This is a genomic window from Micromonospora sp. DT81.3, from assembly GCF_049847225.1.
Taxonomy (GTDB): Bacteria; Actinomycetota; Actinomycetes; order Actinomycetales; family Microbacteriaceae; genus Microbacterium.
The window spans coordinates 100,163-122,018 of record NZ_JBNCNY010000002.1 but is presented as its reverse complement, the minus strand read 5'-3'; the positions used below and the strand labels follow the sequence as shown (position 1 = coordinate 122,018).

Annotated in this window: 27 protein-coding genes; 15 read left to right on the top strand and 12 right to left on the bottom strand. The window is 69.0% G+C overall.

What is annotated here, in order from left to right:
- Positions 1-15: 15 nt before the first annotated feature.
- Positions 16-555 carry a WHG domain-containing protein gene (locus ACPW96_RS04795; protein WP_425817823.1) on the bottom strand — a complete coding sequence of 180 codons (540 nt, stop codon included), beginning with the start codon at positions 553-555 and terminating at the stop codon, positions 16-18.
- A 53-nt stretch (positions 556-608) separates the two neighbouring features.
- On the opposite strand from ACPW96_RS04795, the gene ACPW96_RS04790 reads away from it, so the two are divergent.
- Both ACPW96_RS04790 and ACPW96_RS04785 read left to right on the top strand, forming a co-directional pair.
- Complete coding sequence (locus ACPW96_RS04790; RefSeq protein ID WP_425882210.1) at positions 609-1,340, top strand: MBL fold metallo-hydrolase; 732 nt, start codon at positions 609-611, stop codon at positions 1,338-1,340.
- A gap of 240 nt (positions 1,341-1,580) precedes the next feature.
- Positions 1,581-2,507 carry an alpha/beta hydrolase gene (locus tag ACPW96_RS04785; RefSeq protein ID WP_425882209.1) on the top strand — a complete coding sequence of 309 codons (927 nt, stop codon included), beginning with the start codon at positions 1,581-1,583 and terminating at the stop codon, positions 2,505-2,507.
- A gap of 200 nt (positions 2,508-2,707) precedes the next feature.
- Here the strand turns inward: ACPW96_RS04785 and ACPW96_RS04780 are convergent, their stop codons facing one another.
- The gene (locus ACPW96_RS04780) at positions 2,708-3,205 is read right to left on the bottom strand and encodes a hypothetical protein (protein ID WP_425882208.1); all 498 of its coding nucleotides are present in this window, start codon (positions 3,203-3,205) and stop codon (positions 2,708-2,710) included.
- A 3-nt stretch (positions 3,206-3,208) separates the two neighbouring features.
- Positions 3,209-3,622, bottom strand: a complete 414-nt coding sequence (locus tag ACPW96_RS04775) for a DUF4383 domain-containing protein (protein WP_425882207.1) — start codon at positions 3,620-3,622, stop codon at positions 3,209-3,211.
- Positions 3,623-3,802: 180 nt separating this feature from the next.
- Here ACPW96_RS04775 and ACPW96_RS04770 point away from each other — a divergent pair, with 180 nt between their 5' ends.
- Positions 3,803-4,432, top strand: a complete 630-nt coding sequence (locus ACPW96_RS04770; protein ID WP_425882206.1) for a hypothetical protein — start codon at positions 3,803-3,805, stop codon at positions 4,430-4,432.
- 171 nt (positions 4,433-4,603) lie between these two features.
- Here the strand turns inward: ACPW96_RS04770 and ACPW96_RS04765 are convergent, their stop codons facing one another.
- Complete coding sequence (locus ACPW96_RS04765; RefSeq protein WP_425817835.1) at positions 4,604-4,807, bottom strand: cold-shock protein; 204 nt, start codon at positions 4,805-4,807, stop codon at positions 4,604-4,606.
- Between the two features lie 90 nt (positions 4,808-4,897).
- Positions 4,898-5,899, bottom strand: a complete 1,002-nt coding sequence (locus ACPW96_RS04760; protein ID WP_425882205.1) for a fatty acid desaturase family protein — start codon at positions 5,897-5,899, stop codon at positions 4,898-4,900.
- Positions 5,900-6,294: 395 nt separating this feature from the next.
- Here ACPW96_RS04760 and ACPW96_RS04755 point away from each other — a divergent pair, with 395 nt between their 5' ends.
- The 5 genes from ACPW96_RS04755 (at position 6,295) to ACPW96_RS04735 (ending at position 9,931) form a co-directional block, all read left to right on the top strand.
- On the top strand, positions 6,295-7,242 hold the full coding sequence (locus ACPW96_RS04755; RefSeq protein WP_425817837.1) for a L,D-transpeptidase: 948 nt from the start codon (positions 6,295-6,297) through the stop codon (positions 7,240-7,242).
- Between the two features lie 63 nt (positions 7,243-7,305).
- On the top strand, positions 7,306-7,728 hold the full coding sequence (locus ACPW96_RS04750) for an SRPBCC family protein (protein WP_425817838.1): 423 nt from the start codon (positions 7,306-7,308) through the stop codon (positions 7,726-7,728).
- Positions 7,725-8,018 carry a DUF1905 domain-containing protein gene (locus ACPW96_RS04745; protein ID WP_425882204.1) on the top strand — a complete coding sequence of 98 codons (294 nt, stop codon included), beginning with the start codon at positions 7,725-7,727 and terminating at the stop codon, positions 8,016-8,018. The genes ACPW96_RS04750 and ACPW96_RS04745 overlap by 4 nt, the downstream gene beginning before the upstream one ends.
- 244 nt (positions 8,019-8,262) lie before the next feature.
- Positions 8,263-8,817 (top strand): prepilin peptidase, encoded by a 555-nt coding sequence (locus tag ACPW96_RS04740; RefSeq protein WP_425882203.1) that lies wholly within the window; start codon positions 8,263-8,265, stop codon positions 8,815-8,817.
- Between the two features lie 76 nt (positions 8,818-8,893).
- Complete coding sequence (locus tag ACPW96_RS04735; protein ID WP_425882202.1) at positions 8,894-9,931, top strand: YhjD/YihY/BrkB family envelope integrity protein; 1,038 nt, start codon at positions 8,894-8,896, stop codon at positions 9,929-9,931.
- On the opposite strand, the gene ACPW96_RS04730 is transcribed toward ACPW96_RS04735, so the two are convergent.
- Genes ACPW96_RS04730 through glgP form a run of 3 tightly spaced genes read right to left on the bottom strand, consistent with a single transcriptional unit; the run spans position 9,924 to position 14,027 of the window.
- Positions 9,924-10,700: an isocitrate lyase/PEP mutase family protein gene (locus ACPW96_RS04730; protein WP_425882201.1), complete on the bottom strand. Its 777-nt coding sequence runs from the start codon at positions 10,698-10,700 to the stop codon at positions 9,924-9,926. The two genes, ACPW96_RS04735 and ACPW96_RS04730, sit on opposite strands and share 8 nt — an antisense overlap.
- A gap of 34 nt (positions 10,701-10,734) precedes the next feature.
- Positions 10,735-11,466: a glutamine amidotransferase gene (locus ACPW96_RS04725; RefSeq protein ID WP_425882200.1), complete on the bottom strand. Its 732-nt coding sequence runs from the start codon at positions 11,464-11,466 to the stop codon at positions 10,735-10,737.
- Positions 11,463-14,027: an alpha-glucan family phosphorylase gene (glgP, locus tag ACPW96_RS04720; RefSeq protein ID WP_425882199.1), complete on the bottom strand. Its 2,565-nt coding sequence runs from the start codon at positions 14,025-14,027 to the stop codon at positions 11,463-11,465. Before glgP ends, ACPW96_RS04725 begins: the two co-directional genes overlap by 4 nt.
- Before the next feature lie 84 nt (positions 14,028-14,111).
- On the opposite strand from glgP, the gene ACPW96_RS04715 reads away from it, so the two are divergent.
- From ACPW96_RS04715 to ACPW96_RS04705, 3 genes are read left to right on the top strand one after another with little or no spacing between them, the layout of a single operon-like run.
- Positions 14,112-14,330, top strand: coding sequence for a response regulator (locus tag ACPW96_RS04715; protein ID WP_425817852.1), 219 nt, complete (start codon positions 14,112-14,114; stop codon positions 14,328-14,330).
- Positions 14,331-14,344: 14 nt separating this feature from the next.
- Complete coding sequence (locus tag ACPW96_RS04710; RefSeq protein ID WP_425882198.1) at positions 14,345-14,953, top strand: CYTH domain-containing protein; 609 nt, start codon at positions 14,345-14,347, stop codon at positions 14,951-14,953.
- An 18-nt stretch (positions 14,954-14,971) separates the two neighbouring features.
- Entirely contained in the window at positions 14,972-15,469 is a 498-nt protein-coding gene (locus tag ACPW96_RS04705; protein WP_425882197.1) for a PaaI family thioesterase, read from the top strand.
- A 260-nt stretch (positions 15,470-15,729) separates the two neighbouring features.
- Here ACPW96_RS04705 and lpdA read toward each other — a convergent pair whose 3' ends face one another.
- The gene (gene lpdA, locus ACPW96_RS04700; RefSeq protein ID WP_425882196.1) at positions 15,730-17,127 is read right to left on the bottom strand and encodes a dihydrolipoyl dehydrogenase; all 1,398 of its coding nucleotides are present in this window, start codon (positions 17,125-17,127) and stop codon (positions 15,730-15,732) included.
- Positions 17,128-17,136: 9 nt separating this feature from the next.
- The gene (locus tag ACPW96_RS04695) at positions 17,137-17,880 is read right to left on the bottom strand and encodes a copper resistance protein CopC (protein WP_425882195.1); all 744 of its coding nucleotides are present in this window, start codon (positions 17,878-17,880) and stop codon (positions 17,137-17,139) included.
- A 172-nt stretch (positions 17,881-18,052) separates the two neighbouring features.
- Here ACPW96_RS04695 and ACPW96_RS04690 point away from each other — a divergent pair, with 172 nt between their 5' ends.
- Complete coding sequence (locus tag ACPW96_RS04690; protein ID WP_425882194.1) at positions 18,053-18,469, top strand: hypothetical protein; 417 nt, start codon at positions 18,053-18,055, stop codon at positions 18,467-18,469.
- A gap of 142 nt (positions 18,470-18,611) precedes the next feature.
- Here ACPW96_RS04690 and ACPW96_RS04685 read toward each other — a convergent pair whose 3' ends face one another.
- Complete coding sequence (locus ACPW96_RS04685) at positions 18,612-18,959, bottom strand: hypothetical protein (protein ID WP_425817864.1); 348 nt, start codon at positions 18,957-18,959, stop codon at positions 18,612-18,614.
- A gap of 286 nt (positions 18,960-19,245) precedes the next feature.
- On the opposite strand from ACPW96_RS04685, the gene ACPW96_RS04680 reads away from it, so the two are divergent.
- The 3 genes from ACPW96_RS04680 (at position 19,246) to ACPW96_RS04670 (ending at position 20,991) form a co-directional block, all read left to right on the top strand.
- Entirely contained in the window at positions 19,246-19,635 is a 390-nt protein-coding gene (locus tag ACPW96_RS04680; RefSeq protein ID WP_425882587.1) for an FHA domain-containing protein, read from the top strand.
- A 59-nt stretch (positions 19,636-19,694) separates the two neighbouring features.
- Positions 19,695-20,327 (top strand): MerR family transcriptional regulator, encoded by a 633-nt coding sequence (locus ACPW96_RS04675; protein ID WP_425882193.1) that lies wholly within the window; start codon positions 19,695-19,697, stop codon positions 20,325-20,327.
- A 190-nt stretch (positions 20,328-20,517) separates the two neighbouring features.
- Positions 20,518-20,991: a MerR family transcriptional regulator gene (locus ACPW96_RS04670; RefSeq protein ID WP_425882586.1), complete on the top strand. Its 474-nt coding sequence runs from the start codon at positions 20,518-20,520 to the stop codon at positions 20,989-20,991.
- On the opposite strand, the gene ACPW96_RS04665 is transcribed toward ACPW96_RS04670, so the two are convergent.
- Positions 20,988-21,821 carry a ParA family protein gene (locus ACPW96_RS04665; RefSeq protein ID WP_425817870.1) on the bottom strand — a complete coding sequence of 278 codons (834 nt, stop codon included), beginning with the start codon at positions 21,819-21,821 and terminating at the stop codon, positions 20,988-20,990. The genes ACPW96_RS04670 and ACPW96_RS04665 overlap by 4 nt on opposite strands.
- Positions 21,822-21,856: the final 35 nt, after the last annotated feature.

Genomic DNA, 21,856 nt, shown 5'->3' with positions numbered 1-21,856 from the left:
CGCACGCCCGCGGACTCAGCGCGTGAGTCCGCGCGTGAGCGCCTCGATGCCGTAGTCGAACGCGCGGTCCACGTCCCCTCCGAGCTGGAAGGCGCCGGCGAGCTCCATGCCGACGAAGCCGCTCGCCCACGCGGTGATCGTGCGGGCGGCCTCGAGCGCGTTCTCCTCTCCGACAAGATCGCGGGCGGCGCGAAGGATCGGCTCGCTGTTCTGCGCCATCACCTCGGAGTTCGGGCGAGTGGCGTCGGGGCCGAGCGCGAAGATGAGCTGGTACGCCTGCGGGGACTCCTTCGCGAATGCCCGGAACTCGTGTGCGAAGTGCGCCAGCCCGGCATCCGTTCGCTCGAGCCGCTCGCGAAGATCGCGTACGGTGTCGTCGGCGACCAGGCCGACGAGCGAGTCGCGGTCTTTGACGTGCTTGTAGAGGGAGGGCGCACGCACCCCGACCCGCGCGGCAACGGCCTGCATCGTGAGGCCCGGGAGTCCGTCGGCCTCGAGGATGTCCCGACCGGCGGCGATGATGTCGGCGACGGATGTGCGCGGGGGAGTGGGCATGGGATCTCCTCGATAGCTATTGACAATAGCCATTATAGCTACGTAGAATAGCCATGTCTACAGAGGAGGCCGCCATGGAATTGGCACCGCACATTCGCCGCATCGGCAACGACATCATCGCCGTGCACCTGATCGTGACCGACGAGGGGATCACGGTTGTCGACGCCGGGCTCGCGGGTCATCGCAAGGACCTGGCCAACGAGCTCGACGCGATGGGCCGGTCGCTCGACGACGTGAAGGGAGTGATCCTGACGCACGGCGATTCCGACCATGTCGGCTTCGCCGAGCGGCTGCGCCGGGAGGCCGGTGTTCCGGTGTACGTCCACGAAGCGGATGCCGCGAGGGCCAAGGGGGCGAAGCCGCCGAAGACCGCGCGCCAGCACATGCATGTCGCACCGACGATCGGGTTCTTCTGGTACTCGCTCCGAAAGGGCGGGCTCCGCACGACCGCGCTGACCGAGGTGGTCGCGATGCGCGGCGGAGAGATCCTGCCCCTGCCGGGCGCGCCCCGCATCATCGAGCTGCCCGGGCACTCGCCGGGAAGCATCGCCGTGCACGTTCCGCTGGCCCGGGCGGTGTTCGTCGGGGACGCACTGACTACCCGGCACGTGCTCACGGGCGAGGTGGCGCCGCAGCCTGCGCCCTTCACCGACGATCCGGATGCCGCGGCCCGATCGCTCGATGCGATCGCCGATCTGGACGTGGACTGGGTCATTCCCGGCCACGGTGCACCCTGGCACGGCAGCCCGCGGGCGCTCGTCGACGCGATCCGCACCCGGTCCTGACCCAAAACCGCCCTCTGCTCCACCCTCACCCGGCCACACCCGACCCGGCCCGGCCACACCCGACCCGGCGCCACCCGACAGCCGCCGCCGCGCACAACGGCGGACTTCGTTCGCGACACGCCGGCAGCGGCATCCGTCACACGGCGTGTCGGCCCTGATTCCTGCCGTTGTGCGCGCGGGGATACCGAACGATGAGCATCGAGAACGCCCATAGTCTGAACGGACTCGACAGGAGACCCGATGACCGTGTTCCATCCCGACCTGCGCGCGGGCCGCTGCATCCCCAAGTTCTCGTACGGACCGCGCCTCGCGCGGTTCATGGCGACCAGGGCTCCCAAGCCGAAGGAGCCTGGTGAGGGCGTGACGGCCGAGGAGCTCGTCGTGCGGGGTCCGCAGGGCGGGCCGGATGTCGTGCTCCGCGTCTTCCGGCCGGACGGGCTCACCGTCGCTGCACCGGCGCTCTTCTGGGTTCATGGCGGCGGGCTGATCGGCGGCTCCCCGCAGCAGGACGACGCGACGAACATCGCCTTCGCCCGTGAGCTCGGTATCACGGTCGCCGCGGTCGCCTACCGCTTCGCGCCGACCCATCCCGCACCGGCGGCTGTCGAGGACGTCTACGCCGGTTATCTGGGGCTCCTCGAGCATGCCGAGCGGCTCAACATCGACACCGCGCGCGTGGCCATCGGCGGCGCGAGCGCCGGGGGAGGGCTGGCGGCCGCGCTGGCGCTCCTCGTCTACGACCGCGGCGCGCCGGCGCCGGTGTTCCAGCTGCTGGTCTACCCGATGCTCGATGACCGGACGGCAGCGCGCACCGACATGGACACCCGCAACGTGCGGGTGTGGACGCCGGGAAGCAACAGGTTCGCCTGGGAGTCGTATCTCGGGGCCGAGCCGGGCGGATCCGATGTCTCGCCGTACGCGGCTCCGGCGCGGCGGGTGGACGTCTCCGGTCTTCCACCGGCGTGGATCGGCGTCGGTACGCTCGATCTCTTCTATGAGGAGGACATCGAGTACGCGCGGCGCCTCAACGAGTCAGGGGTGGCCTGCGAGGTGTACGTCGTTCCCGGAGCGTTCCACGGGTTCGATGCGATCTTCCGGAAGGCTGACGTGACCCAGGAGTTCTGGGCCGAACAGGCACGGGCGCTGCGGGCGGTGCTCTTCGACTGAGGGTCGTCGTCCGCAGGTGGCGCGGGCTGTTCAAAAGGGCGGATGCCGTTGGCCGACGGGACGGACGGGGCGGTGTTCCGCGGCGTTTCGGCGGTGCACAACGGCGGAGATCGTGCTCGACATGCCGGACGAGAACCGTATCGCCCGGCGTGTCGGCAGAGATATCCGCCGTTGTGCAGCGCGGCGGCGTGCCGCTGCCGTCAGTGGCCACCGTGGCGCGACGTCTCGCCGTGAGGAACGGCATGCTCCCCAGCATCCGTCAGGGCGAGGGCGGGAGTCGTGAGGCCGGCGACCAGGGCGGCGCCGGCCAGCAGCCCGAGAAGGGTGCGTCCGGGGCGCTGCCGCGACGCCTCGTACGTGCTGCGGCGCGGCGATCGCCGTCTCTCCGCGCGCAGCACCGCCGCGGCGGCGAAGGCGATCACGAGCAGCAAGACGGTTGCCGCGGCGAGCGGCACCCCGGCGAAAGAGCCGGAGAGGCCCGCGATTCCCGACACCCCGATGGCGCCGAGCGCCGCACCCATCACGACGCGGGGCCCGGTCATCCGCCCGCTGCGGAGCGCATACACGCCCCACGCGAGCTCCAGCGCACCCATCGCGCCGAGCAGCACTGCCCAGAGGGGCGAAGAGCTGGCCACCACGGCGAGGTGGATGAGGCCCGCCCCCCACGCACAGAGGGCGGGCCACTGACGCGTGAGCATGGGTCAGGCCACCGCAGTCCGGGTCGAGACGACCTTGTCGGCCGCGAGACCCGTGGCCAGCAGCACGATCGCGCTCGCGAGGTGCAGGAAGTGGTCGGCCGTGTTGAGGGCCAGGATGTTGGCCGCCGTGTTCACCAGGAAGAACCCGACGATGCCGAGCAGCAGGTATGCCGCGCCGACGACGACGTTGACGGTCTTCGCCGCCTTGACCGAGACGAGGCCCCCGATGAGCAGCGCGGCGCCGATCAGCAGGTGGGCGATGTTGTGCAGGGGGTTCACGGCGAAGATCCCCAGCAGCAGGCCGCCCTCCGTCGCGATGAATCCGACGCCGCCGGTGTAGGCGAAGCCGAGCAGTCCGACGAGCAGGTAGACGGCGCCGAAGACCACCCCGACGATCCGATTGGGTGAATTGCGCATGACGGGACTCCATTCCGCACGGACTGTCCGTGTCGACAAGTCTTCGGAGTGGACGCCCGATCGGATGTCCCGGCGATGCAGCAGGATGCGCTGAGCACCTCCGAGTGGTTGAGTGTGAGCACCAGTCCGCAACGGATGCCCGCCCCCGCCGGCCGCCGTCGCAGCACGGAAGGATCCTCGATGGCACCGCCCAGCGTGCGCGTTGCGGTCGCTCTCGGAGCCCTTTTCGGCTTCGCGTGGGCGGCCGCCTTCCGGGCCTATATGAGCGAGCTCGCGGGGCCTGCCTCGAAGATCGACTGGTTCGGAACCTTCGGTGCCATCGTGCTGCCTGGCGCCATCGTCGGTGGCCTGCTCGGCTGGGCGCATGCGCTGCGGATGCGCGGCGGCCGGCCCGGCTGGCGCTGGCTCGCACTCGCCCCGCTTCTCTTCGCTGTCGCACCGATGTTTCTGCCGGGAGCGCTGGAGGCCCTCCTCACCGAGGGGCTCGGCGGGGGAGCGGTCGGGGTGGCGCTGCTCGCGATGGGCGGCGGATTCGCGATCTCCGGTCGAGGTCCACTGTGGGCGCGCATCGTCTGCGGGGTCCTGAGCGCTGTGCTGCTGGCGGGCGCCGCCGCGACCGCGCTGTTCCTCGGGCGCGCTGCGTTGCCCGGCAATGAGGCGCGCGGCTGGTGGACCCTGCTGCTGGCGGCATCGCTGCTGATGATCCTCGTGCTCGCGGCATCGATCCCGTTCCGTCCCGTGTTGACGCACGCGCCGGCCGGGCTGCGGCCGAACGGCGGGCCGGAATCAGGCTCGTCGGGGCGCGAGTGATCCGGTGAAGCGGCGGCGCGGGCGGATCCGGTAGTGCGGCCTGCTTGCGGCACGGCTTGCGTCACCCGCAGGCGGGAGCTACCGGGACGCGAAGCGAGGATGCGGCCGCCCACACGCCGCACGCATGACGAAGCGCCCGGCCCCAAGGGACCGGGCGCTTCGCAGAGAAGACTAGACGAGACGGATGTTCTCCGCCTGCAGGCCCTTGGGGCCGCGAGCGGTGTCGAACTCGACACGCTGGTTCTCTTCGAGGCTGCGGTAACCGCCGGTGGCGATTGCGCTGTAGTGAGCGAAGACGTCGGCGGTGCCGTCGTCAGGAGCGATGAAGCCGAAGCCCTTTTCGGAGTTGAACCACTTAACGGTGCCGGTGGTCATGATGTTATTCCTTACTTTCGTTGTACCGGGGCCAGTACTCCGGCCCCATCTCGCGCCGCACCGTAGTGCGGAGACGTTCTGTGGGAGACGCTAGACGCGCCTGAACTGTCCTACAAGGGGGCAGTCGAAGGGATCGCGGGCGGAGAGGCCCACGCGGTTGAGATATTCGATCACGATGCCGTAAGAACGGATCAGTGTTGTCTCAGTGTACGGAACATCGAGCGTCTTGCAGTACTCACGCACGATTTCGCTCGCACGGGCCAGGTACGGCCGCGGCATGTTCGGGAAGAGGTGGTGCTCCACCTGGTAGTTGAGACCGCCCATGAGGGTCGATGCCCAGACGCGGCCCTTGATGTTGCGCGAGGTCAGCACCTGCTTGCTGAAGAAGTCGACTTTCGCGTCCTTCGCGATGATCGGCATGCCCTTGTGGTTCGGTGCGAACGACGCTCCCATGTAGAGGCCGAAGACGGCGAGCTGCACGCCGAGGAAGGCGAACGCCATGCCGAGCGGAAGGAACCAGAACAGGACGCCGAGGTAGAGCGCGAAGCGCAGCGCGATGCTGGTCAGCTCGATCCAACGGCCCTTGACCGGCGCGCGGGAGACCAGCGTCCTGATCGATATGAAGTGCAGGTTCACGCCCTCGAGCAGCAGCAGCGGGAAGAATGCGTAGCCCTGCTTGCGGGTGATGAGGGCGCGAAGGCCCTTGGCCGAGGCGGCATCCTCTTCGATGAACGAGATGGTGTCGATCTCGATGTCGGGGTCGCGACCGATCTGGTTCGGATTCGCGTGGTGACGGGTGTGCTTCGTCATCCACCAGGCGTAGCTCATGCCGACCACGAACGTGGCGAGAAAGCGACCGAGGCGATCGTTGTTCGGACCGGACTTCAGGATCTGCCGGTGCGAGGCCTCATGAGCGAGGAAGGCGAACTGGGTGAAGATGATGCCGAGTGCGGCGGCCATGAGCAGCTGGAACCAGCTGTCGCCGAGCAGCCAGATTCCGAAGCCCGTGGCGACGAGCGCGACGGTGAGTCCGGAGCCGACGAGGGCGTAGAACCAGCGGGCCCGACGAAGCAGACCCGATTCCTTCACCACTCGGGAGACCGCGGAGTAGGACTGCGCGATGTTGGGCGCTGACCCTTCGATACGGGGTCGGGTCTCGCGGACGGGTCCGGCCCCAGTAAGGGACGTATATGCCGTAGAAGAGATATGTCTCTCGCTTCGCTCGGCGGTCCGTTGCCCGGACCTGGGTTACGCCAAAGGCAAACCGCCGATCGCTTCCTTCAATGTAGCGTGCCGGTGGCTCGAGGGGCTGGGATTGACCTGGCAATTTACCCCGTGGTAACGCGTATGCCGATTTCACGAAGTATCCGGAACCGGACACTGATGTCCTATCCTTCCGCGGCGGCAGCAGCGTCCGTCCGGTGCCGACACGCCGGAGGACGAGCGCGCCGCTTGACCCTCCGTCGTCCGGCGCGGACGATGAACTCATGCCGGAGGCGAGGGAACAGGATGCCGCGGCCGCGCCCCCGCGGCGCCGTCGCGCAGTGGTTGTCGCCCTGGCCGTCCTCGTCGCCCTGGCCACCGGCATCGGCACCGCTTACCTCCTCGCTTCACGCGACGCCGCGCCGGTCGTGGCGGTCGAAACGACGGCCCCGGCATCCACCCCGCCGACGGATCGCACGGCGACACCGACTCCGACACCGACCCCGGCACCCACCGGGCCGCCCGCGAACACGACGGTCTACGACACGGTCTCCCTTCCCCCCGTCGACGTGTTCGGGATCCACGCCGCCCTTCCGGTCGACGACGACCCGTTCGGCGCGGTGACGCCGTGGCGCGCGCGGTCCGCGGCGGCGTTCGCCCCTGTCTTCGCCGACCCCCTCGGCCAACCCGTCGCCGCGCTGCCTCGTGAGTACGTGTACGGCGGCACGGTGGTACCCGTTCTCGAGCGCCAGGAGCACTGGGTGAAGGTGCTGCTCGTCGGTCGCCAGGCGATGCCGTCGCAGGGGAACCCTCGCCAGCTCACGGGCTGGCTCCGCGCCCAGGATGTCGAGCTCACGCCCGGCGATGTCGCCGTAGATGTGAGCATCTCTGCCAGGACGATCGATATCGTGCGCGCGGGCGTGGCCGAGCGCGTCGCTACCGACTTCGGCTGGGGTGTCGAGGCGACGCCGACGCCGCTCGGCCGTGCGTTCCTGATGACCACGCGCATCGAACCGGAGTACGCGTACACACGAGGCAACCCGATCATCTACCTTTCGGTGCAGTCGGAGACGCTCGACGGGTTCGGCGGCGCGCCGGTTGCCATCACCGCCTTCCACTACCACGACGTGCGTTCCGGGCCCGTCTCCAACGGATGCCTCCGCGTCGGCGCCGAGGTGACACAGGCGCTCGCTGCGTTGCCCGACGGCACGCCCGTCACTCTCCGGCCGTGATCTCCTCTTCCGCGCCCGGAAAGCGGTCGCGGCGGCATCCCGAGTAGCCGTATCGTGACGTGCATGCCAGAGCTCGAGACATCCGTGATCGTCGATGCGACGGTCGGCGAGGTGTGGGAGGCGTTCACCGATGCCCACGTCTTCGCCACGTGGCTGTGGCCCGCCTCGTTCGGCACGATCGCCGAGATCGAGGCGCAGCCCGGCGGATCGTGGTCGGCGCGTTCCACGTCCATCGGCATCGGCGTCTCCGGCGTGTACTCCGAGTTGGACAAGCCGTCCACCTTGCGCTCGACGTGGGTGTGGGATGGCGAGCCCGAGGTCACCGACATCGCTGTGCACGCGGAGCCTGAGTCATCCGGTGCGACGCGCGTCACCGTGACCCACGCGGGCTTCGCCGACGAGGAGGCCCGCGATGACCACGTGCTGGGCTGGACCGACTGCCTCGCGCGGCTCGTCGACCGGTTCGAGCCCGGGGAGCCGGTGTGAAGATCGAGTTCGAAAGCGAGGTCACCCACTGGGATGCCCGTGACGACTCGTCGTGGTATTTCGTCCACCTTCCGGAAGAGCTCTCGAACGACATCAAGGAACTGCCCCGGCCGGCGCGCGGGTTCGGCTCACTGCGGGTACGCGCCAGAATCGGCCGGACCTCGTGGGCGACCTCCATCTTTCCCGGATCCGCGGGGTACGCCCTGCCGTTGAAGAAGGCGGTCCGCGATGCCGAGGGACTGGAGCTGGGCTCAGTGGCTGTCGTGGAAGTCGAGCTGATCGACCTTTAGTTCTGCTCAGGTTTCGCTCGGCGCGGGTGGATCGAGTTGACACAACATGAGAGAACACTCATGATTTGTCAGGGGAGTAGCGGCGCTGGGGGCGCCGTCGCCATCCAGCTCTGGGGAGAGGCTGGACCGGATTCGGTCCGGCGGCATCGTGACGACGTTCGCGATGTTCGCGGTGGTTCTACTCGCCGGGTCACGGTGGCACGATCCGGTGGCATGCAAGCCGGGAAGCGCGACAGGACAGGTGATGGCCGATATCTCATATCAGGCCATCACTGTCCTGTCGCTCGCCGGGCCGGCGTCGTGGGTCGTGCTCGCCGCCTACCTGTACTTCCTGTCGATCAGCGTGGTCCTGGCACGCATCGACATCGCGACCCACCGTCTGCCGAACGCCATCGTGCTTCCGGGCTATGTCGTCGGCCTCACGCTGTTCACGGTGGCGTGCCTCGTCGGCGCGCCCTGGCAGCAATTGCTGCGCGGCGTGATCGGTATGGCGGTGCTCTACTGCTTCTACCTGGTTCTGCGTCTGATCCGCCCTGGCGGGATGGGCGGCGGTGACGTCAAGCTCGCCGGTGTCATCGGGCTGTACCTCGGGTGGGTCGGATGGGGAGCCTTGGCGGTCGGCGCCTTCGCCGCCTTCCTGCTGGGAGGCGCCTACGGCGTCGTCCTTCTCGCCTCCCGGCGCGCCGACCGGCGCACGGCGATCCCGTTCGGCCCGTGGATGATCGCCGGGGCGTGGATTGGCATCCTGCTCGGTGAGGCCGTGAGCCGGTGGTACGTCGGAGTCCTCGGAGGCGTCTAGTCACCGCACGAGTGGATCCGCGAAGCTCCGTTGGCAAACGACGCCGGGGAGTCGGCGACGCCGATAGCGTGGACGAATGGCGGACCCCGCGGCATCCAAACCCCCCGGCCTGATCGCGCGACTCACCGCGTGGGCCCTCACCCTCAAGCCCGTTCGGGCGATCCTGCTCTACATCGAGCGCCGAGGCCCCATGCTGGCCGACAGCATCACGTACCGCACCCTGTTCTCGGTCTTCGCCGGTGTGCTGCTCGGATTCTCGATCGCTGCCCTCTGGCTGTCGGACAATCCCGTCGCGTGGGAGGCCCTGATCGACGGGGTGAACGCGGCGATCCCCGGCCTCCTCGGAGAGGACGGGCTGATTGATCCGGAGTCCATCAAGGCGCCTGAGGCGATCAACCTCGCCGGCATCCTGTCGTTCATCGGTCTGGTGGGCGCCGCGATCGGTGCCATCGGCTCGCTGCGCGTCGCGCTGCGCACCCTCGCCGACCGTCTCACCGACGACATCTTCTGGGTCTGGGTGATCCTGCGCAACCTCGTGCTCGCGATCCTGCTCGGCGGCCTGCTGGCTGCGGCGGCCGGTGCCACCTACCTGGGAAGCTCCCTGCTCGGGGTCGTGCGTGGCTGGATCGGCATCTCGGCGCAGGACCCCGTCGCAGGGCTGGCCGTGACCGGCCTCTCGGTCGTCGTCGTGTTCGTCCTCGACGCGGTCGTGATCGCCCTGATGTTCCGGTGGCTCTCGGGGCTGCGGCCCTCCGCCAGGACGCTGTGGCCCGGCGCGCTGCTGGGCGCGGCCGGCCTGAGCGCGCTGCAGCAGCTCTCGAACCTGTTCGTCGCGGGCGCCGCCAACAACCCCCTGCTCACGACGTTCGCGTCGCTCATCGCTCTGCTGCTGTGGCTCAACCTGTCGTCGCAGGTGATCCTGATCGCCGGCGCCTACATCGTGACCGGGGTGGAGGAGCAGACCGACCGCGTGAAGGCGCGCTTCGGCGCGTCGACCTTCGCGCAGCGGCGGGTGCGTCGCGCCGAGATCGGGGTGATGGTGGCGGCGACCGAGCTCGAGGCCGCCCGACGCGACGAGGCCAAGGAGCGTTCCGGGACGGCTGCTGTTAGTTGAGTGCCTCGGTGTCGGCCGGGATCACGCCGTCCGCCATCAGGTCGAGCGCGACGCGCTTGAGCGCCGTCAGCGCGACGCGCTGCGGAAGCGGACCATAGGAGATGCGCGCGACGCCGAGGGCTTCGTACTGCGCCGCCGCGAGGTTTCCGGGGACGCCGATGACGCTGATCTTGCGGTCGCCGATCCCGTCGACAAGCCGGCGCGTCGTGTCAGCGGTCAGCAGTCCGGGCACGAAGACCGTGGTCGCCCCCTCGGCGAGGTAGGCACGCCCTCGCTCGATCGCGTCGGCGATCGACTCCTCGAGGGGGCGCTTGCCGCCCTTGATCAGGGCGTCTGTGCGGGCGTTCAGCACGAACGGCACGCCCTCGGCCTCGCCCGCCGCGATCACCGCGCGGACCGCGGCGACCGAATCGGCCAGCGGCTTCATCGCGTCCTCGACGTTGGCGCCGACCGCTCCGGCGCCGATCGCACGGCGGGTCGTCTCACCCGCGTCGCCGTAGCCGGAGTCGAGGTCGGCGCTCACCGGGAGCTCGGTGGCCGCCGTGATGCGGGCGATCGCCGCGATCATGAGGTCGAGCGGGATCTGCTCGCCATCGGGGTACCCGTGGCTGGCGGCGATGGAGTGTCCGGCGGTCGCGAGGGCACGGGTTCCCGGCAGGTCGGCGATGACCTTCGCGCTCACGGCATCCCACACGTTCACGAGTCTGAGGATCTCGGCAGCGGAGTGCAGGGCGGCGAACGTGCGGGCCTTGTCGGCGGTGTCAGTCATCGTTCCAGGCTAGGGGTGCGCGGACGGACGGCGGTCAGCGGGCGTAACGCGCGACGAAGTTCTCGAGGATGCGGCCCGTGTGGGCCACCGGGGCGCGTCGGACGGCCGCGAGCGTGAGGTCGAGCTCGTCCGGCGCGAAGTACCCGTAGCCGGAGTAGGCGTGGATGCGCGTGGTGATGCCGTCGACATCCAGCTCGGGGTGGAACTGCGTCGCGTACACGTTCTCCCGCACGCGGAACATCTGCACCGGGCAGGAAGGGGATGACGCGAGCAGCATCGCCGAGGGCGGCAGACTCGAGATCGCCTCCTTGTGTCCGACGAATGCCTCGAAGGTATCCGGCATCCCATCGAGCAGGGGGTCGCGACGGCCCGGATCGGTCAGCGTCACCGGTACGACGCTGATCGGCTCCGAGTACGTGCGATCGATCGTGGCGCGCTGATGCACGCCGAGCGTGCCCACCCCGTAGCAGGCGCCGAGGAACGGGAAATCGCGCGCGACCACGTCATCCAGAAGCGTCGCGAACTCGCCCTCTACGCGGTGCTGGATGGCCGACTTCTTCTCCGCGGGATCGGATGCGTTGAACGGTCCGCCGCCGACCATGATGCCCGACAGTGCGTCGAGGTCGAAGTGCGGCATCGGTCCGGACTCCAGGCGAACCCGGATCAGGTCGCGCTCGGCCAGTCCCGAGAAGCGGAGGAAGAGCGCGTACTCCTCATCCGCCGGGCCGTCTTCTGCACGCGTCGAGAGCAGGACGAACGGCTTCACGAGGCGTAGGTGACCAGGCCCAGCTCGACGGGGGAGACGAGCTGCGGATGCGTCGGAATCACGCGCACCGTGTAGCCGAACGTGCCCGTGACCGTCAGGGGCAGCGCGCCCGTGAACGTGGTGATGCCGCCGTCGGCCGGGCCCGCGGCATCCAGTCGCATGACGGCGTGATCGCTCGCGAGCTTGTCGTTCTCGTCGGTGCGTCCGTAGGCCAGCTCCACAGCGACATCCCCCGTGGACAGCCCGTCGAGCGCGACGTACGCCCGCACCTCCATGCGGTCGCCGGCCTGCGCCTGCTGCGGGATGCCGGAGCTGTCCACGTTCGCGACGTGCACCTTGGGCCACGCCGCCTTGACGCGGTTGACGAACGCGGCGAGCTCACGCGCCTCGGTGAAGCCGTCGGCGCGCAGCGCGGCGTCGTGCTGGGCGGCAGGCACGTAGAGGCGCGTGACGTAGTCGCGCACCATCCGGTCACTCGTCGCCTTCTGCCCGAGGTCCGTCATCGTGTGACGCACCATCTCGAGCCAGCGGCGCGGGATGCCGCCATCCCGTTCGTAGAACGTCGGCACGAGCTGATGCTCGATGAGGTCGTACAGCGCTGAGGCCTCGGCGTCGTCGCGCTCCTCATCATTCGAGGCGTTGTCGGCCGTCGGGATCGCCCAGCCGTTCTTGCCGTCGTACCACTCGTCCCACCAGCCATCGAGGATCGACAGGTTGAGCACGCCGTTCAGGGCCGCCTTCATGCCCGACGTTCCGCAGGCCTCGAGGGGACGGAGCGGGTTGTTCAGCCACACGTCGCACCCCGGGTAGAGCGTCTTCGCGAGGGTGATGTCGTAGTCGGGCAGGAAGACGATGCGTCCGCGCACCTTGGGGTCGCGGCTGAACTTGACGAGCTGCTGGATGAGGATCTTGCCCGAGTCGTCGGCCGGATGCGACTTGCCGCCGATCAGGATCTGCACGGGGCGCTCGGGGTCGGTGAGCAGACGGGTCAGGCGCTCGGGGTCCCGCAGCATGAGCGTCAGGCGCTTGTACGTCGGCACGCGGCGAGCGAACCCGATGGTGAGGATCGTCGGGTCGAGCAGGTCCTCGATCCACGCGGGCGCGGTGTCGCGTCCGCTGGCCTGCATCGCGGATGCCGCGACACGACGGCGCGCCTCCCCGACGAGCTCGTTCTTCATCTGTGAGCGGACGCCCCAGAGCTCCTCGTCGGACACCCGAGCAGCATCCCGCCAGTCGTGCCTGTCGGAGTGCGCATCGCCGAACGCCCGCTCGCTCACGCCCTTGAGCGCGGGGTGCACCCACGTCGGCGCGTGCACGCCGTTCGTGATCGAGGTGATCGGCACCTCCTCGGTGTCGATACCTGGCCAGAGCTGGCCGAACATTCCCCGGCTGACGGCGCCGTGCAGCAGGGAGACGCCGTTGGCGTGCTGCCCGAGATGCAGGCCGAGCACCGCCATGTTGAAGACCGAGCCGTCACCGCCGGCGTAGTCCTCGAGGCCGAGGGCGAGCGCGCGCTCCGGATCGATCCTCGCGAACAGCCCGCTCTGCAGGTAGTCGCGGATCAGGTCGCGCGGGAAGCGGTCGATGCCGGCGGGCACCGGAGTGTGCGTCGTGAAGACGGTGGAGGCGCGCACCTGGGCGAGTGCCTCGTCGAACGCGAGGCCGTCGAGGGTGATGAGCTCCGACATCCGCTCGAGGCCCTGGAAGCCGGCGTGTCCTTCGTTCGTGTGGTACACATCGGGCGCCGGGCGCCCTGTGACCCGGCAGAACGCGCGCACCGCGCGCACGCCGCCGACGCCGAGCAGCAGCTCCTGCAAGAGGCGGTGCTCGCCGCCTCCGCCGTAGAGGCGGTCGGTGACGCGGCGCATCTCCTCGGTGTTCGAGGGCGTCTCGGAATCGAGGAGCAGCAGCGGGATGCGGCCGATGTCCGCGACCCACACGCGCGCGTGCAGCTGCCGGTCGTGCGGAAGCGTGAGCGAGATCTCGACCGGCGAGCCGTCGGCGTCGCGCAGCAGGGTCAGACCGAGGCCGTAGGGGTCGAGGAGGGGGTAACTCTCACGCTGCCAGCCGTCTTCGCCGATCGACTGACGGAAGTAGCCCGCCCGGTAGAAGAGGCCGACGCCCGTGAGCGGAACCCCGAGGTCGGACGAGCTCTTCAGGTGATCGCCGGCCAGGATGCCGAGGCCGCCGGAGTACTGGGGAAGCGAGCCGTCCACGCCGAACTCGGGGGAGAAGTAGGCGATGTGCGCGGGCTTCGGCCCCTCGAGGTTCTGGAACCAGCGGTCACCCGTGAGGTAGGCGTTGAGGCGCTCGGACTCTTCGCGCACGCGCGCGACGAAGGACTCGTCGGCCGCGAGCTCGTCGAGCCTCGTCTGTCCCAGTGCGCCGAGCATGCGGGCGGGGTTGGCGCCGACCTCTGCCCAGAGCTTCGGATCCATGGTCTCGAACAGTGCATGCGTCGCTCGGCTCCAGGACCATCGCCAGTTGGCGGCGAGCGTGTCGAGGGCGGCGAGCGAGTCGGCGAGCACCGGGCGGACGGTGAACGTGCGGATGGCCTTCATTCGGCTGATTCTAGGCGACGTGCAAACGCTTCCAGACCGGGTGGGTACAAGCGCGGGTCGAAGGCCGGGTCTACTGTGGAAGACATGGCCATCGCACGTCTTCACGGTGGGCCTCTCGACGGGCAGCTGCTGCCCCTCGAGTCGCCCGAGCTCGACTCTCTGATCGTCCCCTACGGCGAAGGGCAGATCGTCTACCGACGAGAGGGAGCTCTCGCGCACACGGGCGGCAGTGACGGTCCCTCCGAGGCGGAGTTCTGGTTCGTCGAGGCCACCGATGAAATCGGACCCAACAGCGACGACTGACAGTACGTGACGCCATGACCGAGCCGACCAGCTCCCTCGAGGTGGAGCGCAAGTACGACGTCGACGATGACACGCCTCTGCCGGACTGGTCCGCGCTGCCGGGCGTCGACTCGGTCGGCGAGGCCGAGACGCGCCCGCTCGATGCGGCGTACTTCGACACGGACGATCTGGCGCTCGCTCGCGCGGGGGTCGCCCTGCGCCGGCGGACGGGCGGCCCGGATGCCGGGTGGCACCTGAAGGGCGCGCTTATCGACGGCGGCCGCACCGAGTTGCACTGGCCGCTCGCCGAGACCGCCGACCTCCCGGCGGACGTTCTCGAGGCGGTTCAGGGTTACTCAACGGCCCCGCTGGAGCCCCTCGCCCGCATCGAGAACGCGCGAACGGCTTACGCGCTGCGCGCGGCCGACGGCGGGGTGGTGGCCGAGTTCGCGGACGATCACGTGCATGCGACCGATCTGCGCGCGGGGACCGTGCGCACGTGGCGTGAGTGGGAGATCGAGCTGAGCTCGGCGGCGCCGGTCGACGTGGATGGGTTCTTCGCCGCGGTGGAGCGCGCGGTGCGCGCCGCCGGCGCGCGAGACGCGGCATCCGCCTCGAAGCTCGCCCGGGCCCTGGGACGCTGACCGCCCTAGTGTGTGAGCATGGCCCCGGACGCAGCACGCTCTCGCTCGATCACGTGGGATGATCCCAAGCCGCCGCTCGCGGCATCCCGCGATCTCGATGGCCTCGCGTATCTGCGGGAGCTGCTCGCGGGGACGTACCCGCCGCCGCCGATCTCGCGGCTGATGAACTTCTGGATCGTGTCTGCGGAGCCCGGCGAGGCGGTCTTCGAGTGCGAGCCGGGGGAGTACCACGACAACCCGCTGGGCATGGTGCACGGCGGGCTTGCCTGCACGCTGCTCGACACGGTCGTCGGATGTGCGGCGCAGACGACGCTGCCGAAGGGCGTCGGCTACACGTCGATCGACCTCAACGTCTCGTACCTTCGGCCGATCACCTCGACCTCGGGCGTTATCCGCGCCACCGGCAGGGTGGTGAAGGGCGGCCAGCGCGTGATCTTCGCCGAGGGCGTGATCGAGGATGCCGCTGGTCGGCCGCTCGCGACGGCGACGAGTTCCCTGATGGTGATCAAGGGCTGAGCGCCCGCTGGGATGTGTGCGCCGGTCCCAGACACCAACGCCGCCCCCGGCTTCGGTCGGGGCGGCGATGGTAGCTCCCGCGGAGCGGGCGCTCCGCAGAGTCTAGGGATGCCCGGCGTGCGGCACCAGGGGTCGCGGTGCGGCGGCGGGCGCGGTCACGGCCTCAGGTCCGGGGCCGAACCTGAGAGCCGGCGGCACTTCGCGCGAGACCGTGAGACGCGAGCGGGCAGAGGAACCGTCCGCCTCGCCCGGCCGCTCTGTCAGAAGTTGATCATGTGCCCCGCGAGGCCGTGGAAGGTCTCCTGCAGAGCCTCCGAGAGCGTCGGGTGGGTGTGCACGTTTCTGGCCAGCTCCAACGCCGTCAGGTCCCACTTCTGGGCCAGCGTCAGCTCCGGCAGCAGTTCGGAGACGTCCGGTCCGATCATGTGGGCGCCGAGCAGCTCGAGGTGCTCGGCATCCGCGATCACCTTGACGAAGCCCACCGGCTCGCCCAGACCGTGCGCCTTGCCGTTGGCCATGAACGGGAACGTCGCGACCTTGATCTCGTGGCCCTCGTCCTTGGCCTGCTGCTCCGTGAGGCCGAACGAGGCCACCTGCGGGGAGCAGAACGTGGCGCGGGGCATCATGCGGTAGTCGCCGAGCGGCATGGTCTCGGCCTTGCCGATCGTCTCGGCGGCGACCACCCCCTGCGCCTCCGCCACGTGGGCGAGCTGCAGCTTCGCGGTCACGTCGCCGATCGCGTAGATGTGCGGAACGTTGGTGCGCATGTAGTCATCGATCGCGATCGCGCCCCGGTCCGTGAGCTTCACGCCGGTCGCTTCGAGGCCGAAGCCCTCGACCCGCGGAGCGAAGCCGATCGACATCATGACCTTGTCGGCGTCGATCGAGCCCTTCGACCCGTCCTTAGCCGTGTAAGTGACCGTCACCGAACCGCCGTTGTCGACGACCGTCTCGACCTTGGTGGAGACGAGGATGTCGACGCCGTAGTTCTTGTACTGCTTGGCGATCTCCTTGGAGACATCCGGGTCTTCGTTCGGCAGCGCCCGGTCGAGGAACTCGATGATCGTCACCTTGACGCCGTAGTTCGTCATCACGTAGCCGAACTCCATGCCGATGGCGCCGGCGCCGACGATGACGATCGAGCCGGGCAGCTCGCGCTCCATGATCTGCTCTTCGTACGTCACGACGTTCTCGCTCAGCGTGACCCCGGGCAGCAGGCGCACGTACGAACCGGTCGCGATGATCGCGTTGTCGAACGTGACGGTCTCGGACGAGCCGTCGGACCTGGCGACCTGGATCGTGTTCGCGTCGGTGAACGTCCCGCGGCCGTCGTACTCGGTGACCTTGTTCTTCTTCATCAGGAAGTGGATGCCCTTGACGCGTCCGTCTGCGACCACGCGGCTGCGATCGAACGCGGCGCCGTAGTCGAAGGTCGCCTCGCCCGAGATGCCGAAGAGCTTCGCCTTGTGCGCGAACGTGTGCGCGAGCTCGGCGTTCTTGAGCAGGGCCTTGGAGGGGATGCACCCCACGTTGAGACAGACACCGCCCCAGTACTTCTCTTCGATGATCGCGACGGAGAGGCCGAGTTGGGCGCTGCGAACGGCCGCGACGTACCCGCCGGGGCCAGCGCCGAGAATGACGACGTCGTAGTGAGGCATGCTCTCAGCCTATCGGTCGGTGTCGGGCGCGGATTCGGGTTCGCCGGAGGCCGAACCCGGGCCGGCGGCTGGGGAGGACGGGGTCAGCGACGCGGCCTGCGATGCCCGGATCGCCTCGGTATCGCGCCGGCGCCTGGACCGCGAAACGAGCAGATAGACGACCCCTCCGAGGATCGCGGCGCCCACGATGCCGAACAGCACCCACGGAAGGGTTGCGGACGAATCGGCCTCTTCTACCGGCAGGGGGGTTTCTGTCACCGCGGGGGCGGTTGTCGCCTCCTCGCTCGGCTCAGCCGACGGGGTCGCGCTCTCCGACGGCGTCGCGGTGGGGACGGGCTGCGCCGCCTCGACGGTGAACGCGAACTCCGCCGATATGGGGTGCCCGTCTCCCGAGACGACCTTCCAGAGCACACGGTACGCACCGTTCTCGAGGTCCGGGAAGAGCGGCTGCGTGACCGTCGTTCCCTCGGTCAGCGCGTCGCCGTCATTGACGACCGTGCCCGCAGCATCCAGCACCTGCACCTCGGTCGCGCCTTCTCCCGTCGTGAGCTCCGCGCTGAAGGTGAGCAGGACAGCGGCCGGCGCCTCGGTCAGCACGGAGCCGGCGGCAGGATCGGAGGAGACGAGCTCGTCGTGGGCGAACGCGGGCGAGGCGAAGAGGAGCGCCCCACCGAGGGCCAGCATCCCGGCGAGGGCCAGAGAACGGATGCCGCGAAGCGGCCTGCGGACGAGGGATTCGGTGTGTGCAGACATCCCGTCGAGCCTAGTCCGCGGGCCGTTCCCCGCCCGCCGGGCCCGACCCGTGTGACGACCTTGTGAATTCGGGCTGAGCATCGCGATGAGGTGGTGACGCGGCGGGAGCCGCGGAGTAACCTGCCGATCAGGAGCGGGGAAGCCGCTCCGGGGAACAATCGGAGGAGCGAACATGGACTCGATGATGATGGGCATGATGTCCAAGGGCATGATGCCGATGGCCGGCATGGAGAACATGGACATGGCCGTCATGCAGGCCTGTATGGACGCCTGCTCGGCCTGCGAGCAGGCGTGTACGGTGTGCTCGGCTCAGCAGATGGACGGCTCGATGATGTCCTGCGCCGCCATGTGCATGAACTGCGCCGACATGTCCAACACGATGATGCGCGCGATGATGCGCCCGATGGGCATGGACATGGCGAGCATGATGGCGATGCTCGACGCCTGCATGGCCATGTGCAAGACGTGCATGGACGAGTGCATGAAGCACGCCGAGATGAGCGACGTCTGCCGGATGTGCGCTCAGGCGTGCCAGGCGTGCATGGATGCCTGCATGGCCATGAAGAACTCGATGAGCGCGATGGCGTAGCCACCGGTCCCTGAAGAACCGCGCCGGTCCCTGAAGAACCGCGCCGGTCCCTGAAGAACCGCGCCGGTCCCTGAAGAACCGCGCCGGTCCCTGAGCTTGTCGAAGGGTCGGCGCCCCGACGGGCTCGGCGACCGGCTGGGCGTCAGCCGCGCAGCACGTTGAAGCGCGCGGTCCCGACGGCGAGCACGTGGTAGCGGTCGTGCAGCGAGACCGGTGTGCCGCCCGAGACCGCGCGTGCCGCGCCCGCGCCGTTCCACAGGGCGATCTCTTCGCCGTCGAGCGTGCGCAGGTGCACCACTCCGGCTTCCGCGTGCACGCGTTCGACGATCGCATCGACCCACTCGGTCGGCGTCGCCGACGCGAGGCGCGCCTGGATCAGGTGGATGCCGTGACCCGGCGCGAACGCCGTGCAGTCTCCGCCGTGCTCGCACATGCATTCCACACGCTCACGCACCTGGAGGGCGGGAATCGGGTGGAGAGGGCTAGACACGGGAGGGTCCTTTCGCGATAGCGTCGATTTCCGCCACAGTATGCGGAATCGGGCCCCGCAGCACTCGCGCTGACACACGACGAAACATAGTCGTGGCCCCGTTTTCCGGCATCCGCCGGGTGTCCGGCGGAGCCCCATCGGATAGGCTGGGCTGGATAGGAGGCTGAGCGTGTCAGATGCGGAGTACCGTCCCGAGTCGCGGGACATCAAGCGCGAATCCGACGTCCCCGGGGACTCGCGTGCTGGTTCGAGCGACACCACCCAGACGTTCGGCCATGATTCCGATCTGTCGTTCGTGCCGTTCGGCAGCGAGCTGACCACGACGGAGATCGAGGCGATCACAGCTCTGCCGGCCCGGTCCGCCCTCCTGCTCGTTCGTTCGGGACCCACGGCGGGTGCCCGCTACCTGCTCGACACGGACGTGACGACCGTCGGCCGGCATCCCGAGGCCGACATCTTCTTCGACGACGTCACCGTCTCGCGACGCCACGCGGAGATCACCCGCACGGGTGACACGTTCGAGATCATCGATCAGCGATCGCTGAACGGCACCTACGTGAACGGCGAACGTGCCGATCGTGGGGTGCTCACCAACGGTGCCGAAGTGCGCATCGGCAAGTTCCGCCTCAACTTCTTCTCGTCGCCCGCTGACCTGACTCAGGCCGCGGACGGCTGATGCCGGCCGCTTCCGCCCGCGCACGTTCATCGTCCGCGGGGCTTCTCAGCATCGGTCAAGTGCTCGCACGCCTGACGCCGGAGTTCCCGCAGCTGACGACATCCAAGCTCCGCTTCCTCGAAGTGCAGGGCATCATCACGCCTTCGCGCACGGAGTCCGGGTATCGCAAGTTCTCGCTCGGCGACCTCGACCGGCTGCGGCTGGCGCTCACCCTGCAGCGCGACCACTACCTGCCGCTCAGCGTCATCCGCGACTACCTCGCCGACGTCGATGCGGGTCGTGAGCCGGCCACGCCGGCCTCGCTGGCACCGCCGTCCATCGTCCCCGCGGCGCGGCGGTATCGCCGCGAGGACCTGCTCGCGGCATCCGGTGCGGCGCCTCAGCTTCTCAACGACGCGATCAGCACCGGCGTGCTGACGGCCGCGGAGTCGTACGACGAGCAGGCGGTGTCGCTGCTGCGCGCGCTCGTCGCCCTCGACCGCCACGGCATCGAGCCGCGGCACCTGCGGGGAATGCGCCAGAGCGCCGAGCGGGAGGTGGCGCTGATCGAGTCGGCGCTGTCGGCGCTGCTGCGACGAACGGATGCCGGCTCCCGCGCCAAGGCGAGCGAGCTCGCCCCGGAACTCGCACATCGCCTCGACGATGTGCGGGCGATCTTCGTGAAGAACGCCCTCGGGCGTATCGTGTCCTAGGGACCGGATTTCGATCGTCTTGCGCGACACGCCCAACGCGCCGGGCGGATGTCGTTGCCCAGTGGTTGTCGCTCATCTAGCGTGGAACCTACCCCGACCCGATGAGGAGGACGCGAGCATGAAAGCTGGCGAACTAGCCGGCGAACCTCAGTTCGCCGCAGATCTCCTCTTCACCGACGGACTGCCCGACATGGACGACGAGGTGGGCTACCGCGGTGCGGTGGCGGCGCGCGCCGCCGGCATCACATACCGGCAGCTGGACTACTGGGCCCGCACCGAGCTGGTCGAGCCGACGGTGCGAGGGGCCAAGGGCTCCGGGTCGCAGCGGCTGTACGGCTTCCGCGACATCCTCGTGCTGAAACTCGTCAAGCGGCTGCTGGATACGGGAATCTCCCTGCAGCAGATCCGCACGGCCGTCGATCAGCTGCGCGCCGCGGGCATCCGTGATCTTGCGGGGACCACGCTCATGAGCGACGGTGCGTCCGTGTATCTCTGCACGTCGAACGACGAGGTCATCGACCTGGTGAGCCGCGGTCAGGGCGTGTTCGGCATCGCCGTCGGGAAGGTGCTGCGGGAGGTCGAGTCGACGCTCGTCGACTTCGACGCGCAGGCACCCGAGTCGGTGGACGAGCTCTCCGCTCGTCGCGCGGCGCGTACGGCCTAGTACAGCGCCGGCGGGCCGGTACGGCCGCCGATCTCGGCGGGGACAGGGATGCGGCCGGTGCGCATGACGCGGTCGAGCAGCGCGTCGAAGTCGGCCGCGAGCTCCTGCGCGGAGTCGCCGGGCCAGATGTGCAGCGGCTTCGCCGCGCCCTGCGCCTGCTGGAGCGACGTGCGCTCCGGCAGCTGGGGCGACAGAACCAGCGGGCCGAACATGTCCCGAAGCTCCTTGATGCGGAACTGGTGCTCGATCGACTGGGGGCGAACGCGGTTGACCACGACCCCGAGCGGCTGCAGGCGGGGGGAGAGCCCACGGCGGATCTCTTCGATGGCGCGCAGCGCGCGGTCGGCGGCGGCGACGGAGAACAGTCCGGGCTCGGTCACGACGATCACGCGATCGCTTGCGGCCCAGGCCGTGCGGGTGAGGGCGTTCAGCGACGGGGCGCAGTCCACGAGAACGAGGTCGTAGTCGGCCTCGACGGTGGCGAGGGCCTCCTCGAGCTTCCACACGTCGCGCACGCTCGGGTGCGGGCCGTCGAAGTTGATCGCCGACGGGCTGCCGATCATGACGTCGATCGTGCCGGGGTGCACCTTGGCCCAGCCGCTCGAGGTGATCGCCTGCTTGACGATCTTGTCCTTGGGGTTCGCCAGCACGTCGGCGACGTTCAGGCGGCCGGCAACCTGGATGTCCATGCCCGTGGAGACGTCCGACTGGGGGTCGAGGTCGACGACGAGCGTCCGGACCCCACGGGCGAAAGCCGCTGATGCGAGGCCCAGGGTCACCGTCGTCTTGCCGACGCCTCCCTTGAGGGAGCTGACGCTGAGTACGTGCACAAAAGACCACGTTACCGTCCCCTAGGCTGAGAGCA

Bases quoted from the DNA above. Each gene is read 5' to 3' on its own strand.
- ACPW96_RS04775 (WP_425882207.1), bottom strand. From the start codon at position 3,622: ATGCGCAATTCACCCAATCGGATCGTCGGGGTGGTCTTCGGCGCCGTC.
- ACPW96_RS04730 (WP_425882201.1), bottom strand. From the start codon at position 10,700: ATGACTGACACCGCCGACAAGGCCCGCACGTTCGCCGCCCTGCACTCC.
- ACPW96_RS04715 (WP_425817852.1), top strand. From the start codon at position 14,112: ATGGCCATCGCACGTCTTCACGGTGGGCCTCTCGACGGGCAGCTGCTG.
- ACPW96_RS04735 (WP_425882202.1), top strand. From the start codon at position 8,894: ATGGCGGACCCCGCGGCATCCAAACCCCCCGGCCTGATCGCGCGACTC.
- ACPW96_RS04705 (WP_425882197.1), top strand. From the start codon at position 14,972: ATGGCCCCGGACGCAGCACGCTCTCGCTCGATCACGTGGGATGATCCC.
- ACPW96_RS04695 (WP_425882195.1), bottom strand. From the start codon at position 17,880: ATGTCTGCACACACCGAATCCCTCGTCCGCAGGCCGCTTCGCGGCATC.
- ACPW96_RS04785 (WP_425882209.1), top strand. From the start codon at position 1,581: ATGACCGTGTTCCATCCCGACCTGCGCGCGGGCCGCTGCATCCCCAAG.
- ACPW96_RS04750 (WP_425817838.1), top strand. From the start codon at position 7,306: ATGCCAGAGCTCGAGACATCCGTGATCGTCGATGCGACGGTCGGCGAG.
- ACPW96_RS04795 (WP_425817823.1), bottom strand. From the start codon at position 555: ATGCCCACTCCCCCGCGCACATCCGTCGCCGACATCATCGCCGCCGGT.
- ACPW96_RS04710 (WP_425882198.1), top strand. From the start codon at position 14,345: ATGACCGAGCCGACCAGCTCCCTCGAGGTGGAGCGCAAGTACGACGTC.
- glgP (WP_425882199.1), bottom strand. From the start codon at position 14,027: ATGAAGGCCATCCGCACGTTCACCGTCCGCCCGGTGCTCGCCGACTCG.
- ACPW96_RS04770 (WP_425882206.1), top strand. From the start codon at position 3,803: ATGGCACCGCCCAGCGTGCGCGTTGCGGTCGCTCTCGGAGCCCTTTTC.
- ACPW96_RS04790 (WP_425882210.1), top strand. From the start codon at position 609: ATGTCTACAGAGGAGGCCGCCATGGAATTGGCACCGCACATTCGCCGC.
- lpdA (WP_425882196.1), bottom strand. From the start codon at position 17,127: ATGCCTCACTACGACGTCGTCATTCTCGGCGCTGGCCCCGGCGGGTAC.
- ACPW96_RS04690 (WP_425882194.1), top strand. From the start codon at position 18,053: ATGGACTCGATGATGATGGGCATGATGTCCAAGGGCATGATGCCGATG.
- ACPW96_RS04765 (WP_425817835.1), bottom strand. From the start codon at position 4,807: ATGACCACCGGCACCGTTAAGTGGTTCAACTCCGAAAAGGGCTTCGGC.
- ACPW96_RS04670 (WP_425882586.1), top strand. From the start codon at position 20,518: ATGGACGACGAGGTGGGCTACCGCGGTGCGGTGGCGGCGCGCGCCGCC.
- ACPW96_RS04740 (WP_425882203.1), top strand. From the start codon at position 8,263: ATGGCCGATATCTCATATCAGGCCATCACTGTCCTGTCGCTCGCCGGG.
- ACPW96_RS04780 (WP_425882208.1), bottom strand. From the start codon at position 3,205: ATGCTCACGCGTCAGTGGCCCGCCCTCTGTGCGTGGGGGGCGGGCCTC.
- ACPW96_RS04755 (WP_425817837.1), top strand. From the start codon at position 6,295: ATGCCGGAGGCGAGGGAACAGGATGCCGCGGCCGCGCCCCCGCGGCGC.